A 16,493-nucleotide genomic window follows, 5' to 3' on the forward strand; every position below is an offset into this window, starting at 1 on the left:
GACCTCCATGTCGAGCAGGTTCACCCTCACCACGGCGATGCTGATGGCCCTCGCGGCGACCGGCGCCCTCGCGGACTCGATCCGCATCGGCGTCAACGAGCCGCTCACGGGGGCCTTCGCGGCCTCGGGCACCTACGTGGTGAACGGCGCCAAGATCGCCGCCGACGAGATCAACGCCAAGGGCGGCGTGCTCGGCAAGACGCTCGAACTCGTGATCGAGGACAACAAGAGCAACCCGACCGAGGCCGCCGCCGTGGCCGAGAAGCTCATCACCAGCGACAAGACGCCGGTGATGATGGGGGCCTGGGGGTCGAGCCTGACGCTCGCGGTGATGCCGAAGCTCATCGACTACGAGGTCCCGATGCTGGTCGAGACCTCCTCCTCGGGGAAGATCACCACCTCCGGCAACCCGTTCGTTTTCCGCATCTCGCCGCCCTCGGCGCTGGAGGCCGAGAACTTCGCGCCCATGGTGTCGCGCCTCGGCATCAAGAAGGTCGACTTCCTGGTCATCAACAACGATTTCGGCCGCGGCGCGGCGACCGATTTCGGCAAGATGCTGAAGGAGAAGGGCGTCCAGATCGGCCTCGTCGAGACCATGGACCAGGCCGCGCAGGACATGAGCGCCCAGCTCGCCAAGCTGAAGGCCTCCGACAGCGACACGATCATGATCACGAGCGCCGTCGACCAGCTCGTGCTGCTGTTCAAGCAGATGGCGGCGCTCGGCCTCAAGAAGCGCGTCATCACCACGGGCGGCTCGCAGAACCCCGACCAGATCATCGCTCAGGCCGGGGCCGCCGCCGACGGCACCATGCACCTGACGACGTTCCTGCCCTGGCTGCCGGAGAAGACCCCGAATCCCAAGGCGACCGCGTACTTCATCGGCGAGTGGAAGAAGCGCGGCTTCGCGTTCGCGGGCGTCACCGAGAGCTTCCGCGGGTACGACGGCATCCGCGCCATCGCGCAGGCCATCGAGAAGGCCGGCTCGGCCGAGCCGGCCGCGATCACCAAGGCGTTCTGGTCGGTCGACCTCACCGGCCTGAACGGCCCGATCCGCTTCGCGAAATCGGGTCCTGCCGGCAAGGAGAGCGGCCAGAGCAAGCCCGACGTCTACATCATCGAGATCAAGGACGGCCGCGTCGTCCAGCCGACCCTCTGACGCGGTCCGGCCGGCCCCCGGGCCGGCCGGGCACGCCGCCCGCCGAGGGAGCCCCACGGGACCCGCATGGACCAGCTGCTCCAGCACCTCGTCAACACCCTGATCCTGGGCGGGACCTACGCGCTGCTCGGCGTCGGGCTCACGCTGATCTTCGGGATCATGAACGTCGTGAACTTCACGCACGGCGCGCTCTACACCGTCGGCGCGTACCTGATGTACCTCGCGGTCGCGGCGCTCGGGCTCAACTTCTTCCTGGCGCTGCCGGCGGCCATCCTCGGCGGCCTCGCGCTCGGCGCCGTGATCGAGCTCCTGCTGCTCCGGCCGCTGCGGGGCCAGGACATCGACACGACCATGCTGGTGATGATCGGGGCCGGCATCGTGCTGCAATCGGGCACCCTCTGGACCTTCGGCGGCGTCGCCAAGGCGGTGCCCTCGCCCTTCCCCGAGGCGCCGCTGCGGCTCGGGCCGGTCTCGGTCTCGTGGCTGAGCCTGTTCGTGCTCGGCGGCGCGCTGCTCCTGATCGGGCTCACCTACGCGCTGATCAACCGCACGAGGCTCGGCCTCGCCATGCGCGCCGCCTTCCAGGATTCCGACACGGCGGCGCTGATGGGCGTCGACGTGCGGGGGATCTACACCGCGACCTTCGCGCTCGGCTCCTCGCTCGCCGCCGCCGCCGGGGCGCTGCTCGGCCCGGTCTACGTGGTGTTCCCGCAGATGGGGCAGCTCGCCGAGCTGAAGGCCTTCGCGATCGTGATCCTGGGCGGGCTCGGCAACGTCACGGGGGCGGCGATCGGCGGCGTCATCCTGGCGCTCGCGGAGGAGCTCGGGGCCGGCTACGTCTCGTCGGGCTACCGCGACGCGATGGGCTTCCTGATCATCATCGCGGTCCTGCTCTGGCGGCCGACCGGGCTGTTCGCGAAAGCGGAGCGCATCGGATGACCCGCCTCCTCCCCTTGGCTCTCCTGGCGGCGCTTGCCGCGCTGCCGCTCGCGCTCGGCGCCGACCCCTACCTCCTCAACGCGCTGATCACGACGGGCATCCTGACCATCGGGGCGATGAGCCTGAACCTGCTCCTCGGCTACACCGGGCAGCTGAGCCTCGGCCACATCGCCTTCTTCGGCATCGGCGCCTACGTGAGCGCGCTGACCAGCCTCGGCTTCGACGTCGAGGTCGGCTTCGGCTACCGGGTGGTGCACGAGCCCTGGCCAGCCGCCGCCGGCTTCCTCGTGGCGGTCGCGGCGGCGGGGGCCTGCGGCTACCTGATCGGGCGGCTCTCGTTCCGGGTGCGCGGCGCCTACTTCGTGATCGTGACCATCTCCTTCGCCGAGGTGGTGAGGCTCGTGGCGCTCAACTGGGTGGAGCTGACGCAGGGGCCGCTGGCGCTCACCGGCATCCCGGCCTTCACCCTCGGGGTGCCGGGCCTCGGCGCCTGGACGCTGCGGACCAAGCTCCAGAACTACTACCTCGTCCTCGGCGTCGGCGCGCTCTGCTACGCGATCATCGCCCGGATGGTGCGCGCGCGCTTCGGCCGCGCCATGCGCGGGCTCAAGGAGAACGAGCCGCTCGCGCTCTCGGTCGGCATCAATGCCACCCGCACCTTGACCGTTGCGGCCGTCGTCTCGGCCGCCATGGCGGGGGCCGCGGGCAGCCTCTACGCCCATTACCTGCGGATCATCGACCCCGACGTGTTCTTGTTCGCCACCACGGTGACGATGGTCATCATGGTGGTGGGCGGCGGCAAGGGCACGCTGATGGGCCCGGTGGCCGGAGGCCTGATCTTCGGCCTGCTGCCGGTGGCCCTGCGCCCCGTCATGGCCCCGGAGGCGCAGTGGATCGTCTACGGGATCGTGCTGATCCTGATCCTGTTCCTGATGCCCCGCGGCATCGTCCCGGGGGCCGCCGGGCTCCTGGCGCGCGGCCGCGGAACGGCCGCGGACGCGTCCGCGCCGATCCTGAAGTCCAACCCGGCGGTGCAGCGATGAGCGCGGCGATCCTCTCGGTCGAGCACGTCGGCGTGCGCTTCGGCGGCCTCGTCGCCATCGCCGACCTGCACTTCGAGGTGGCGCAGGGCGAGATCGTCAGCCTGATCGGCCCCAACGGCGCCGGCAAGACCACCGCCTTCAACGTGATGACGGGCTTCCTCAAGCCCAGCCAGGGCGAGGTGCGCTTCCGCGGCACGCGCCTGACGGGCCTCCAGCCGCACGAGATCACCCGGCTCGGCCTCGCCCGCACCTTCCAGCGCACCAGCGTGTTCCCGGACGACACGGTGCTCGAGAACGTGATGATCGGCCTGCACGGGCACGGCGGCGCGCGCCGGGCGCCCCTCCTCGACGCGCTGCCGGGCCGGAGCCGCGCGAGAGAGCGGGCGCTGCGCGAGCGCGCCGAGGCGCTCCTCGACTGGGTCGGCCTCGCGGCGCGCGCGCGGGAGAAGGCCGGGGCGCTGGCCTACGGCGAGCAGCGCCTCGTCGGCGTGGCGCTCGCGCTCGCGACCGAGCCCGCGATGCTCCTCCTCGACGAGCCGGTCTCCGGCATGAACGCTTCGGAGACCCGGGTCTTCGTGCGGCTGATCCGCCAGATCCGCGCGCGCGGCGTCACCATCCTGCTGGTCGAGCACGACATGCCGATGGTGATGGAGGTCTCCGACCGCATCGTCGTCCTGAACTACGGCCGCCTGATCGCCGAGGGACCGCCCGAGGCGATCCGCGCCGACCCGGCCGTGATCGAGGCCTATCTGGGCCAGGGCAGTGCCGCGCGCCGGGCCGCCGCGGAGGCGCGGGAGGCCGCCCATGCTTGAGATCCGCGACCTCGTCTGCGGCTACGGCCACGTCACGGCCCTCAAGGGACTGAGCATCGCCGTGAGGGAGGGGCAGCTCGTCGCCCTCGTCGGGGCGAACGGCGCCGGCAAGTCGACGACGCTGCGGGCGATCTCCGGGCTCGTGCCGCCGCGCTCCGGCGCGATCTCGTTCAACGGGCGCGACATTACCGGCTCCGAGCCGCGCCGCATCCTCGCCCACGGCATCGCCCATTGCCCGGAGGGGCGGCGCGTCTTCCCGCAGATGAGCGTGGCCGAGAACCTCGCGATGGGCGCGTATCTCCGCCGCGACCGCGCGGGCGTCGCCGCCGACCTCGACCGCATCTACGGCGAGTTCCCGCGGCTCGCGGAGCGGCGGCATCAGGCGGCCGGCACCCTGTCGGGCGGCGAGCAGCAGATGCTGGCGATCGGGCGCGCCCTGATGGCGCGCCCCAAGCTCGTGCTCTTCGATGAGCCCTCGCTGGGGCTCGCCCCCAACATCGTCGAGCGCATGTTCGCGGTCATCCGGGCGATCTGCACCGCCGGCACCACGGTGCTGCTCGTCGAGCAGAACGCCTTCGCGGCCCTCGAACTCTGCGACCACGCCTACCTCCTCGAGACGGGCCGCATCGTCCGCTCGGGAACGGGCTCCGCCCTGATCGCGGATGCGCACATCCGCGAAGCCTATCTGGGCGGCTGAGACGAAATCCGATGGATTGCTTCGCCATCTCCCCTTTCGGCCATGCGGATGTCGGCTTCGCTCAAGCGCCGCGCCGGCTGGTCGTCCGCCGTCCGGACGTGATCGTCCGGACGGCGGACGAGACGCGCGATGCCCTCGAGACCCGGTGAGGCTGGAGCGGGGGCGCAGCGTTGGGTGCGCGCGTGCCGCCTCGACGAGGCGGAGGCGGGGCGCATCGTCCCGGTCCTCGTGGGCGGACGTCACCTCGTCCTCGTGCGCGACGGCGCGACGATCGTCGCGGCCGAGCGCGCCTGCCCGCACGAGGGCGCGGACCTCGCGCGCGGCCGGTGCGCGAACGGGCGGCTGCTCTGCCCGCACCACCGGGCGTCGTTCGACCTGCGCGACGGGCAAGTCTCCGCCGGATGGCCGACGCGGCCGCTCCGCCTCTACCCGGTCGAGATCCGGCATGCCGAAGTCTTCGTCGACGCTTCGGACCTCGTCCAGGGCTGAGCAGAACGGCATCGGGCAGTTCTGCTTGGTCTCCTGGTGCCGCATCATTTTTGGCCGCCGAACCGGTGACCATTTCGGCGAATGATGCCGAGCCTGCCGGAGGACCGGCCCCGGCTACTCGGCGATCGTCCGGCTGGGCTCGGCCCGATACGCCTCGGCATGGACCTGCTCCGGGGCGGCCGTCCCTTTGGTGCCCGGCATGATCTCGAAGCGCGGGTCGAAATCCACCATCGTCGCGGCCAGCTGGGCCAGAACGCCCGCGTCGCCCTGAACCGTCGCGGTTCCGTCGGCGATCTGCGCCTCCAGGGTCTTGGCTCCGATCATCGTCCGCTCGAGATCCGAGCGGTTGATGGTCAGGGTCAGGTCCGGCTTCTCGGCCTGGAACCCCGCGATGTTGGTCAGCGTCGCGTTCTCCAGCTCGATGACGAACCGCTCGCCATTGTCCGGCGTGACCAGGTTGATGGTGAAGCGCATCCCCTCCGCCTTGCGGCTGTCCATGCGGATGGCGAGGAAGTTCAGGAACAGCTCGGTCGTCATCGCCCGCACCACGTCGGGGCTGCTCGAACTCGCCGTCTCGCCCTCCGGAATGCCGGTCCGAAGCTCGTACGCCCCGGCCAGGAAGCTGTTGCGCAGGCCGGGATTCTCCTGCTGGTAGCCGATCTGCTCGAAAATGTCGGCCAAGAGCTCCTTGGCGGCCCGGTTGCGCGGCTCCGCCTGGACGAGCTTGTTCACGATCTCCTGGGCCAGCAGGTACTTCCCCTCGTCGTGCAGGCGGCGGCCGCGGGCGAGGATCGCCTCCGCGCCGCCCATCATCTCGACGTAGAGGGGCGCGCTCTCGGAGGGGGCGAGCGGGATCAGCGTCGCCGGGTTGCAGTCCCAGAAGCCGAGGTAGCGCTGGACGACGCCCCGGCTGTTGTGCTCCGGAGAGCCGTGATAGCCGCGGCAATGCCACTTCTGCTGCAGGTTCCGCGGCACCTCGTAGACGGTGTGGATCTCGTTGATCGTCACGCCCTGGTTGGCGAGGTGAAGCACCTGGTTGTTCATGTGGGCGTAGAGGTCGCGCTGCGCCCGCAGCACCTCCTGGATCCGCGCGTTGCCCCAGCGCGGCCAATGGTGGGAGGCGAACATCACCTCGGCCTCCATGCCGAAGCGGTAGAGCGCCTCGTTGATGTATTTCGACCAGTTGAGGGGATCGCGCACCGGGGCGCCCCTCAGCGTGTAGATGTTGTGCAGGGATGCGATGACGTTCTCCGCCATCCAGAGCGCCTTCATGTCCGGGAGGTAGGTGTTCATCTCGCGGGGCGCTTCGGTGTTCGGCGTGTTCTGGAAGATCATCCGGACGCCGTCGACCTCGAATTCCTCGATGGGATCGACGACGTGCCGGGTCGGAGCGATCAGGCCGGTGGCGCCGGCCGAGACGCGCTGGCCCAGGCCCTGCCCGACATAGCCGTGCGGTCCCGCCGGCAGGAGCAGCCCGTACTGATAGAACAGCCGCCGGTTCATGGCGTTTCCGGCGTAGACGTTCTCGGCCACCGTGTGGGCCATGAAATCGGCGGGGGCGATCACGGGCACGCGGCCGGACCGGACCTCCTCCTCATCGAGGATGCCGCGCACCCCGCCCCAATGGTCGCCGTGGGTGTGGGAGTAGATCACCGCCGAGATCGGACGCCCCTCGCCCACATGCGCCTGGAACAGCCTCCAGGCGGCGCGCGCGGTCTCCTGGCTGATGAGCGGATCGAACACGATCCACCCGCTCCTCCCCCGCACCATGGTGAGATCGGAGAGATCGAAGCCGCGCACCTGGTAGATGCCGGGGACGACCTCGTAGAGCCCGTAATTGTTGTTGAGCCGCGAGATCCGGACCAGCGACGGGTGGATGCTGTCGAACTCGTCCTGCTCGTCGAGGAAGCGGAATTGCTGCATGTCCCAGGCGACGTGGCCGGCCTCGGCCGGGATGGTCATGGCGGTCATGGGGGCGATCAGCCCCTTGCGCTGCTCCGCGAAGTCGCTGTCGTCCGCGAACGGGAGGGTTGCTCGCGCCCGGCGCAACACGTCGCGCGTGAAGGTGGAGGGCGGCTTGCCCTGCGGGTGAAAATGCCCCTCGGGGGGAGAGACGCTCTCGGCTCCCTGGGCCCGGGCGACGCTCTCCCCGGGCACGAAGGCACCCGCGACGGAGAATGCGGCGCCTGCGCCGGGCAGGGCCTTGATGAACTCGCGTCTCGTTGACATCGGCCAACTCCATCCCGGGCAGAGCGAATTCGGTTCATCGGCTTGCGGCTCGCCAGAGTGCCGGAAGGCCGGGGCTGACCGGCCGCGGCCGACGGCGCTCGCGGGACACGCGATCAGCGCCACGCACAGACGCGGCGTCCCCGCCGCCACCAGCAGACCCTGCGACGGCGGCGGCGAGGGACGACGACGACGGCCTGGGCCTTCTCGACGAGGGCGTCGTCGTTCGCGTCGCCGACGGGCCCTGCCCTGAGAAGCACGGCCTCCGCGGCGCTCGGCACCAGAGCCAGGCCGGCGGCCGTGATGACGGCGCACGAAAACTGCCTGAGCACGGCGCGACGGTGCATCGAGTCCATGGCCATTCTCCCCTCGTGTCGAACTCTGGCTTCCGATCTCCAGCCGAAGGCCGACGACGGCCTGATCGCCTTCTCTCCGCGGCGCCCCCGCTTCCGGCCGGCCCGGCGCTGCCTCGGGACCGGCCTGTCCGAGGCCGCCCGGTCGACCCGTCGGGGCGAGCCCGCGACGCGCGGCCTTCCCGCTCTGTCAGGGCATTGCCGGGGCGAATGGGATCTTCGCCCGCAGACGCCGCAGAGATGGTGCCGCCGATCCGGTGCGATTTCACTCGATTGCGGCGGACAATACGCGACGCAACTGATCGCATCAATCTATGACGAGCGATGAGATCTTGATTTGATCTGGATCAAGCTCGGCATCCCGCAATCCCCGGACCGCGCCCGGGGCGATCAGGGTCGCTCCGAGGACGAGCGATGCCTCGGGCGGCGGGCGCGTCGAGACGGGGTTCCGGCCGCCGAGGGCGCGGGCCCTGCCTCACGCTTTCCAGCCGGCGGCCCCCGGCGACCGGGCCGACCCCGCGAGGGCACGAAGCCGGGCCGGGGCGGCGAGTGCCCCCGGGTGAGTTCGACCCTGGCGACCTCGCGCAGCGGCACCGTGCCGCCCGCCGGAAGCGGCACCTGCACCTCGTCGGCGATCGCCCGCGGGTCCGAGCGGAAGGCGCGCGGGTAGCGCACGTTCACGGTGTAACGCTCGCGGCCCTCGACCGTGTTGGTCGCGGCCTGCCCGCCCAGCGCGGTCGCGATCACGTCCTGCACGTCGCCGACCATCAGGCCGTAGCGCCCGAGCGCCTCGCGGTCCGGCGTGATGTCGAGGAAGTCGCCGCCGATGACGCGTTCCGCGTAGGCGCTCGACGTGCCCGGCACATTCCGGACGACCGCCTCGACCCGGCGGGCGACCGCCTCCATCTCCTTCAGGTCGGTTCCCAGCACCTTCACGCCCACCGGGGTGCGGATGCCGGTCGAGAGCATGTCGATGCGGGCGCGGATCGGCTGCGTCCAGGCGTTCGACACGCCCGGGAATTGCAGCGCCCTGTCCATCTCGGCCCTGAGGCTCGCGAGCGTCACGCCCGGCCGCCACGCGGATCTCGGCTTCAGGGCGATGACCGTCTCGAACATCTCCATCGGCGCGGGGTCGGTCGCCGTGCTGGCGCGCCCGGCCTTGCCGTAGACCGAGGCGACCTCGGGAAACGACTTGATGATGCGGTCCTGGGTGGCGAGGAGTTCGCCGGCCCTGGTCACCGAGAGGCCCGGAAGGGTGGTCGGCATGTAGAGCAGGCTGCCCTCGTCGAGGTCCGGCATGAATTCGGAGCCGAGCTGCCGGGCGGGCCACGCGGTGGCGGCCAGCACGCATACGGCGAGCAGGATGGTGAGCCCCCGCGCCCGCAGCACGCCGGCGATGAGCGGCCGGTACAGCCAGATCAGGAGTCGGTTCAGCGGGTTGCGGTGCTCGGGGATGATGCGCCCGCGCACGCACAGCACTATGAGCGCCGGCACCAGGGTGACCGACAGCAGCGCCGCCGCCATGGCGAAGGTCTTGGTGAAGGCGAGCGGCCCGAACAGCAGCCCCTCCTGGCTCTCCAGGGTGAAGATCGGCAGGAAGCTCACCGTGATGACGAGGAGCGAGAAGAACAGCGAGGGCCCGACCTCGGCCGCGGCCTCGACCAGCACCTCGACCCGACGGCAACTCCTCCGGTTCCTCGGCCATCCCACTCTCCCTCCAGTCGCTCGGCCGCCCCACGGGCCCGGCATGATCGCTCGCGCGAGCGGCCGAACCGCGTCGGAGATGTCAGCTCCGGGATGCCGCTGAGGATGGTGACAGGAATCGCGCGCCTCAGCCTTCGTTGATTTGTCCCAAACTCATCCTTGATCTGCATCAATTACGCCGTTGATGTGCTTCGCAACACAGTCCTTCGGGCGACACACCCGCCTGAAGGGTCTTCCCATGCACGATCCCGCCGCTCCCGCGAGCCGCGACCAGGGCCGCGCGCTCTGGCTCTCCACGCTCGCCTTCACGACCTGCTTTGCGGCCTGGACCATCTTCTCGATCATCGGCGTCCAGATCAAAAAGGACCTCGGCCTGACCGACGCCCAGTTCGGCCTCCTGGCCGGGACCCCGATCCTGACCGGCTCGCTCGTCCGCCTGATCCTCGGCATCTGGGCCGACCAGTATGGCGGGCGCACCGTCACCCTCGCGGTGATGCTGCTCGCCGCGCTGGCCACCTACCTCCTCACCTACGCGCACGATTACCCGACCTTCCTGCTCGCCGCCCTCGGCGTCGGGCTCGCCGGCGGGGTCTTCTCGGTCGGCGTCGCCTACGTGTCGAAGTGGTTCCCCAAGGAGAAGCAGGGCACCGCGCTCGGCATCTTCGGCGCGGGCAATGTCGGCGCCGCGGTTACCAAGTTCCTGGCGCCCCTGGTCATGGTCGCCTTCGGCTGGAAGGCCGTGGCGCAGATCTGGGCGCTCGGCCTCGTGGTGACGGCGCTGGTCTTCTACTTCGGCACCGCGGACGACCCGGACCTCGCCGCCCGCCGGCGCGCCGGCGCGTCCCCCGAGCCCCTCTGGGCCATGCTGGCGCCGCTCGCCAACCTCCAGGTCTGGCGCTTCTCGCTCTACTACTTCTTCGTCTTCGGCGGCTTCGTCGCCCTCGCGCTCTGGCTGCCGCGCTACTACACGGGCGTCTACGGCCTCGACATCGTCACGGCCGGCTGGCTCGCCGCCGCCTACTCGATCCCGGGCTCGCTCTTCCGCATCCTGGGCGGCCGCCTGGCCGACCGGCACGGCGCCCGGAAGGTCATGGTCTGGACCTTCGCCGGCTCCTGCGCCTGCACCTTCCTGCTGTCCTACCCGGCGACCCACTACGTGGTCGCCGGCATCCGGGGCCCGATCGCCTTCGACCTCGCGCTCGGCCCGGCGGGCTTCACGGTGCTGACCTTCGCCCTCGGCTTCTTCATGAGCCTCGGCAAGGCCGCCGTGTTCAAGCACATCCCGGTCTACTACCCGGACCGGGTCGGCGCCGTGGGCGGCGTGGTCGGGCTGATCGGCGGCCTCGGCGGCTTCGTGCTGCCGATCGCCTTCGGCCTCATGAACGACCTCGTCGGCGTCTGGACCTCCTGCTTCATGCTGCTCTTCGCGATCGCCGCCGGCAGCACCGCCTGGATGCTCGCGGCGATCCGCGCCCTGGAGACGCGGGAGCATCCCGCCCTGCGCGAGCCGAAGGACCTCCCCGAGGTCGAGGCGCTGCGCGCCGAGGTCGAGCGCCTGCGCGCCGCCCGCGAGGGCGCCCCCCGGGCCGCGCCGCTGGCCGGCCTCCCGGCCGCCTGAATCCCCCTTCCGGCCGGCGCGGGGCGCCGGCCGGCCCGTCCCGATCCTGAGAGGCAACAGCCATGAGTGCTGGTACGCAAACGCTGACGGCCGGCCGGCCCGCGGGGAGCAGCTGGCTCGTCCGCTGGGAGCCGGAGAACCCGGCCTTCTGGGCCCGGGAGGGCAGCCGCCTCGCCTGGCGCACCCTGACCGTGACGACCGCCAACCTCACGATGTCCTTCATCGTCTGGTTCATGGTCTCGGCCCTGGTGGTCGCCCTGCCGGCGGTCGGCTTCAGGCTCACCACCGGCCAGCTGTTCTGGCTCGCCGCCATGCCGGGCCTCGCCGGGGGCACGCTGCGCCTCGCGCACATGTTCCTGACGCCGATGTTCGGCACGCGCCGCGTCGTGACCTTCGCCAGCCTGTCGCTGCTCGTCCCGGCCATCGGCTGGTTCTACGCGGTGCAGGACCCGTCCACGCCCTACTGGGTCCTCCTGGTGCTGGCCTTCCTGGCCGGGCTCGGGGGCGGCAACTTCTCCTCCTTCATGCCCTCGACCAGCCTGTTCTTCCCCAAGCGGCTGCAGGGCACCGCCCTCGCCATCCAGGCCGGGATCGGCAATTTCGGGGTCTCGGTGGTCCAGTTCCTGACGCCCTGGGTGATCGGCTTCGCGCTCGCGGGCGGCACGCTGCTCGGCGAGTCGCAGACCATGACCAAGGGGGCCATCGCCCGGCAGGTCTGGCTGCACAACGCCGCCGCCGTCTACATCCCGTTCATCGTGCTGTTCGCCCTGGCCGCGTGGCTCGCGCTGCGCAGCGTCCCGGTCAAGGCCAACGTCCGCGAGCAGGTCGACATCTTCCGCTCGCGCCACACCTGGGCGATGACCTCGCTCTACATCATGACCTTCGGGGCGTTCTCGGGGCTCGCCGGGACCTTCCCGCTGCTGATCAAGCAGTGCTACGGCACGCTGCCCGGCGCCCCGGACCCCCTGACCTACGCCTTCCTCGGCCCGCTGGTCGGGTCGCTCCTGCGCGTCGCGGCCGGGCCGGTCTCGGACCGGTTCGGCGGGGCCAAGGTCACCGTGGTCGCCGGCCTCGGCATGACCGCCTGCGCCGCCATCGTCCCCCTGTTCACGGCCCCCACCTCGATGGAGAGCTTCCCCTGGTTCGTCGCGGCGATGCTCGGGCTGTTCGCCTTCGCGGGCATCGGCAACGCCTCGACCTTCAAGCAGATGCCGATGATCTTCCCGCCCCGCCAGGCCGGCGGCGTCATCGGCTTCACGGGCGCGGTGGCGGCCTACGGGCCCTTCGCCTTCGGCATGCTGTTCGGCTGGGCCTTCGACCGCTTCGGCGGCCCGAACGGGGTCTTCCACGGGCTGGCGCTGTTCTTCGCCCTCAACGTCGCGATGAACTGGTGGATGTACGCCCGCCGCGGCGCCGCCACGCCCTGCTGACGGGCCGCCCTGCCGAAGGGCGACGCCGCACCGACGCTCGGACGGCCGGCGGGAGGCACACCTCCCGCCGTCCGTCCCGTTGGGGCGACATGACGAGGGTCACTTGAGCGATTGATCCAAGTCAAGGCTTGGGCCTGACCACGCGGCCAGAGTGCCCTCGAAGACCTCGAAACCGACCAGGCACCGCGCGATGTCGCACTTCCTCGACAGACTGACCTTCTTCCGGAAGACGGTCGACACCTTCTCGGATGGTCACGGCATCGTCACGGCCGAGGACCGCGCCTGGGAGGACGGCTATCGGAAGCGCTGGCAGCACGACAAGATCGTGCGCTCCACCCACGGCGTGAACTGCACCGGCTCCTGTTCCTGGAAGGTCTACGTCAAGGGCGGCATCGTCACCTGGGAAACCCAGCAGACCGATTATCCCCGGACCCGGCCCGACCTGCCCAACCACGAGCCGCGCGGCTGCGCCCGCGGCGCCAGCTATTCCTGGTACCTCTACTCGGCCAACCGCGTGAAGCACCCGCTGGTGCGCTCGCGCCTGCTCCGGCTGTGGCGCGAGGCCCGGGTGATGCGGACCCCGGTGGCGGCCTGGGCCCACATCGTCGAGAACCCGGAGCGGCGCCGCTCCTACACCTCCGTGCGCGGCCATGGCGGCTTCGTGCGCGCGACCTGGGACGAGGTCAACGAGATCATCGCGGCCGCCAACGCCTACACGGTCAGGACGCACGGCCCCGACCGCGTCTTCGGCTTCTCGCCGATCCCCGCCATGTCGATGGTCTCCTACGCGGCGGGCGCCCGCTACCTGTCGCTGCTCGGCGGCGTCTGCATGTCCTTCTACGACTGGTACTGCGACCTGCCGCCCTCCTCGCCCCAGACCTGGGGCGAGCAGACCGACGTGCCCGAGAGCGCCGATTGGTACAATGCCGGCTTCCTGATCCTGTGGGGCTCGAACGTCCCCCAGACCCGCACCCCCGACGCGCATTTCTACACCGAGGTGCGCTACCGCGGCGCCAAGAGCGTCGTGATCTGCCCCGACTACTCCGAGGCCTCGAAATTCGCCGACATGTGGGTGTCGGTGAAGCAGGGCACCGACGCCGCGCTCGGCATGGCGATGGGCCACGTGATCCTGCGCGAGTTCCACCTCGACCGGCAGGTGCCCTCCTTCATCGACTACGCCAAGCGCTACACGGACATGCCGATGCTGGTGCGCCTCGTGCGCCAGGACGGGCGGCTCGTGCCCGAGCGCTTCCTGCGCGCCTCGGACCTCGACGGCGCGCTCGGCGAGACCAACAACCCCGAGTGGAAGACCCTCGCCTATGACGACCAGACCGGCGCGCTCGTCGCGCCCCTGGGCTCGGTCGGCTTCCGCTGGGGCGAGACCGGCAAGTGGAACCTGGAGAGCCGGGCCGGGGACGGACGCGCGGTCGACCTGCGCCTGTCCCTGGCGGGCGCCGCGGACGAGTTCGAGGACGTCGCCTTCCCGTATTTCGGCAACATCGCGCACGCGCATTTCGCGTCGAGCGACCATGCCAGCGTGATCGCGCGGCGCGTGCCGGTGCGGCGCCTCGCCACCCGCGACGGCGAGGCGCTCGTCGCGACCGTCTACGACCTGTTCCTGGCCAATTACGGCCTCGACCGCGGCTTCGGCGGCGGCAACGTCGCCGCCTCCTACGACGCCGACGAGCCCTACACGCCGGCCTGGGCGGAGCGGATCACCGGCGTCCCGCGCGACCAGATCGTGACCGTCGCGCGCGAATTCGCCCGGAACGCCGAGAAGACCGATGGCCGGTCGATGATCATCATCGGCGCCGCGATGAACCATTGGTACCACATGGACATGAATTATCGCAGCGCGATCAACATGCTGGTGATGTGCGGCTGCGTGGGCAAGTCCGGCGGCGGCTGGTCGCACTATGTCGGCCAGGAGAAGCTGCGCCCGCAGAGCGGCTGGGCGCCGCTCGCCTTCGCCCTCGACTGGGGCCGCCCGCCGCGCCAGCAGAACTCCACCTCGGCCTTCTACGCGCATACCGACCAGTGGCGCTACGAGACGCTCGACGTGAAGGAGATCCTCTCGCCGACCGCGCCGGCCGGGCCCTGGGACGGCGCCATCATCGACTACAACGTCCGCGCCGAGCGGATGGGCTGGCTGCCCTCCGCGCCGCAGCTGGAGCAGAACCCGCTCGGGATCGCCGCCGCGGCGGCCGCCGCCGGACTCGAGCCGAAGGACTACGTCGCCTGGGCCCTGAAGTCCGGCGAGCTCAGAATGTCCTGCGAGGACCCGGACAACCCCAAGAACTGGCCGCGCAACCTGTTCGTCTGGCGCTCGAACCTGCTCGGCTCGTCGGGCAAGGGCCACGAGTACTTCCTCAAGCACCTGCTCGGCACCTCGCACGGGGTGCTCGGCAAGGATCTCGGGGCGGAGGGCCGCCGCAAGCCCGACGAGGTCGTCTGGCACGAGGACGCGCCCGAGGGGAAGCTCGACCTCCTGGTCACCCTCGACTTCCGCATGTCGACGACCTGCGTCTACTCCGACATCGTGCTGCCGACCGCGACCTGGTACGAGAAGGACGACCTCAACACCTCCGACATGCACCCCTTCATCCACCCGCTCACGGCGGCGGTGGACCCGGTCTGGGAGGCGCGCACCGACTGGAACATCTACAAGGGCCTCGCCGAGACCTTCTCGCGGGTGGCGCCCGAGGTGCTCGGGGTCGAGACGGACGTCGTGCTGACCCCGATCCTGCACGACACGCCCGGCGAGATCGCCCAGGCCCTCGACGTGAAGGACTGGAAGACGGGCGCGGTCGAGCCCGTCCCCGGCCGCACGATGCCGACGGTCACAATCGTCGAGCGCGACTACCCGAACCTGTTCAAGCGCTTCACCGCGCTCGGGCCGCTGCTGGCCCGGGTCGGCAACGGCGGCAAGGGCATGGCCTGGAACACCGGGCACGAGGTCGAGCTGCTCAAGGCGCTCAACGGCACCGTGACCGAGGAGGGGCCGACCAAGGGGCTGGCGCGCATCGAGACGGCGATCGACGCCTGCGAGGTGCTCCTGATGCTGGCGCCGGAGACCAACGGCGAGGTCGCGGTCAAGGCCTGGGAGAGCCTCGGCAAGGCGACCGGGCGCGAGCACGCCCACCTCGCCCTGTCCAAGGAGGACGAGAAGATCCGCTTCCGCGACGTGGTCGCCCAGCCGCGCAAGATCATCTCCTCGCCGATCTGGTCGGGCCTCGAATCCGAGAAGGTCTGCTACAACGCCTGCTACACGAACGTCCACGAGCTGATCCCGTGGCGGACGCTGACCGGGCGCCAGCAGCTCTACCAGGACCACCTCTGGATGCGGGCCTTCGGCGAGGGCTTCTGCGTCTACCGGCCGCCGGTCGACCTCAAGACCATCGAGCCGATCCGGGGCCGCGTCGATAACGGCCATCCCGAACTGGTGCTGAACTTCATCACCCCGCACCAGAAATGGGGCATCCACTCAACCTACTCGGACAACCTGCTGATGCTGACCCTGAACCGCGGCGGGCCCGTGGTCTGGATCAGCGAGAGCGACGCGCGCAAGGCGGGCATCGCCGACAACGACTGGATCGACGTCTACAACGTCAACGGCGCGATCGCGGCCCGGGCGGTGGTCTCCCAGCGCGTCAAGGACGGCATGTGCATGATGTACCATGCCCAGGAGAAGATCGTGAACACGCCCGGCTCCGGCATCACCGGCCAGCGCGGCGGCATCCACAACTCGGTCACCCGGGCGGTGCTGAAGCCGACCCACATGATCGGCGGCTACGCGCAGCTCTCCTACGGCTTCAACTACTACGGCACTGTCGGGGCGAACCGCGACGAGTTCGTGGTGGTGCGCAAGATGGCGCAGGTCGACTGGCTTGAGGAGCCGCGCCCCGCGGGGGCCGGGCCGGGCGCCGCGAGGCTCCACGCCGCCGAGTAGGCCCGCCGCGCCGGGGGCGCCCCGCCCCCGCCCTCCCCTCCCGAGCACCCAGTCCCGGCCGCCGGTGACGAAGGAAG

General features: G+C 70.5%; 11 protein-coding genes and 1 pseudogene. 9 read left to right on the top strand and 3 right to left on the bottom strand.

The genetic code is table 11. The features are described 5' to 3' along the window. Positions 1-7 precede the first annotated feature (7 nt). The 6 genes from MET2598_RS0134195 to MET2598_RS0134225 all read left to right on the top strand — a co-directional run bounded on the left by MET2598_RS0134195 (position 8) and on the right by MET2598_RS0134225 (position 5,136). Complete coding sequence (locus MET2598_RS0134195) at positions 8-1,156, top strand: ABC transporter substrate-binding protein (RefSeq protein ID WP_012335365.1); 1,149 nt, start codon at positions 8-10, stop codon at positions 1,154-1,156. Positions 1,157-1,222: 66 nt separating this feature from the next. Next, positions 1,223-2,095, top strand: a complete 873-nt coding sequence (locus tag MET2598_RS0134200; RefSeq protein WP_018263876.1) for a branched-chain amino acid ABC transporter permease — start codon at positions 1,223-1,225, stop codon at positions 2,093-2,095. Next, positions 2,092-3,138, top strand: a complete 1,047-nt coding sequence (locus MET2598_RS0134205; RefSeq protein ID WP_018263877.1) for a branched-chain amino acid ABC transporter permease — start codon at positions 2,092-2,094, stop codon at positions 3,136-3,138. The genes MET2598_RS0134200 and MET2598_RS0134205 overlap by 4 nt, the downstream gene beginning before the upstream one ends. After that, positions 3,135-3,950 carry an ABC transporter ATP-binding protein gene (locus MET2598_RS0134210; RefSeq protein WP_018263878.1) on the top strand — a complete coding sequence of 272 codons (816 nt, stop codon included), beginning with the start codon at positions 3,135-3,137 and terminating at the stop codon, positions 3,948-3,950. The genes MET2598_RS0134205 and MET2598_RS0134210 overlap by 4 nt, the downstream gene beginning before the upstream one ends. After that, complete coding sequence (locus MET2598_RS0134215; protein ID WP_018263879.1) at positions 3,943-4,647, top strand: ABC transporter ATP-binding protein; 705 nt, start codon at positions 3,943-3,945, stop codon at positions 4,645-4,647. The genes MET2598_RS0134210 and MET2598_RS0134215 overlap by 8 nt, the downstream gene beginning before the upstream one ends. Before the next feature lie 174 nt (positions 4,648-4,821). Further along, positions 4,822-5,136, top strand: coding sequence for a Rieske (2Fe-2S) protein (locus MET2598_RS0134225; protein WP_018263881.1), 315 nt, complete (start codon positions 4,822-4,824; stop codon positions 5,134-5,136). 114 nt (positions 5,137-5,250) lie between these two features. Here the strand turns inward: MET2598_RS0134225 and MET2598_RS0134230 are convergent, their stop codons facing one another. From MET2598_RS0134230 to MET2598_RS37875, 3 genes and pseudogenes are all read right to left on the bottom strand, one after another. After that, positions 5,251-7,365: an alkyl/aryl-sulfatase gene (locus MET2598_RS0134230; protein ID WP_018263882.1), complete on the bottom strand. Its 2,115-nt coding sequence runs from the start codon at positions 7,363-7,365 to the stop codon at positions 5,251-5,253. 113 nt (positions 7,366-7,478) lie between these two features. Further along, complete coding sequence (locus MET2598_RS37870; protein WP_236728874.1) at positions 7,479-7,718, bottom strand: hypothetical protein; 240 nt, start codon at positions 7,716-7,718, stop codon at positions 7,479-7,481. Positions 7,719-8,267: 549 nt separating this feature from the next. After that, positions 8,268-9,392 (bottom strand): annotated as a pseudogene (locus MET2598_RS37875) (efflux RND transporter permease subunit); the annotation flags it as partial. A gap of 265 nt (positions 9,393-9,657) precedes the next feature. Between MET2598_RS37875 and MET2598_RS0134240 the strand changes: the two are divergent. The 3 genes from MET2598_RS0134240 (at position 9,658) to MET2598_RS0134250 (ending at position 16,416) form a co-directional block, all read left to right on the top strand. Further along, a complete protein-coding gene (locus MET2598_RS0134240) occupies positions 9,658-11,037 on the top strand; it encodes an MFS transporter (RefSeq protein WP_012335356.1) in 1,380 nt (459 codons plus the stop codon). Positions 11,038-11,099: 62 nt separating this feature from the next. Next, positions 11,100-12,467 (top strand): MFS transporter, encoded by a 1,368-nt coding sequence (locus MET2598_RS0134245; protein ID WP_018263884.1) that lies wholly within the window; start codon positions 11,100-11,102, stop codon positions 12,465-12,467. 190 nt (positions 12,468-12,657) lie between these two features. Further along, a complete protein-coding gene (locus MET2598_RS0134250; RefSeq protein WP_018263885.1) occupies positions 12,658-16,416 on the top strand; it encodes a nitrate reductase subunit alpha in 3,759 nt (1,252 codons plus the stop codon). Positions 16,417-16,493 lie beyond the last annotated feature (77 nt).

The organism is Methylobacterium sp. WSM2598, from assembly GCF_000379105.1.
Taxonomy (GTDB): Bacteria; Pseudomonadota; Alphaproteobacteria; order Rhizobiales; family Beijerinckiaceae; genus Methylobacterium.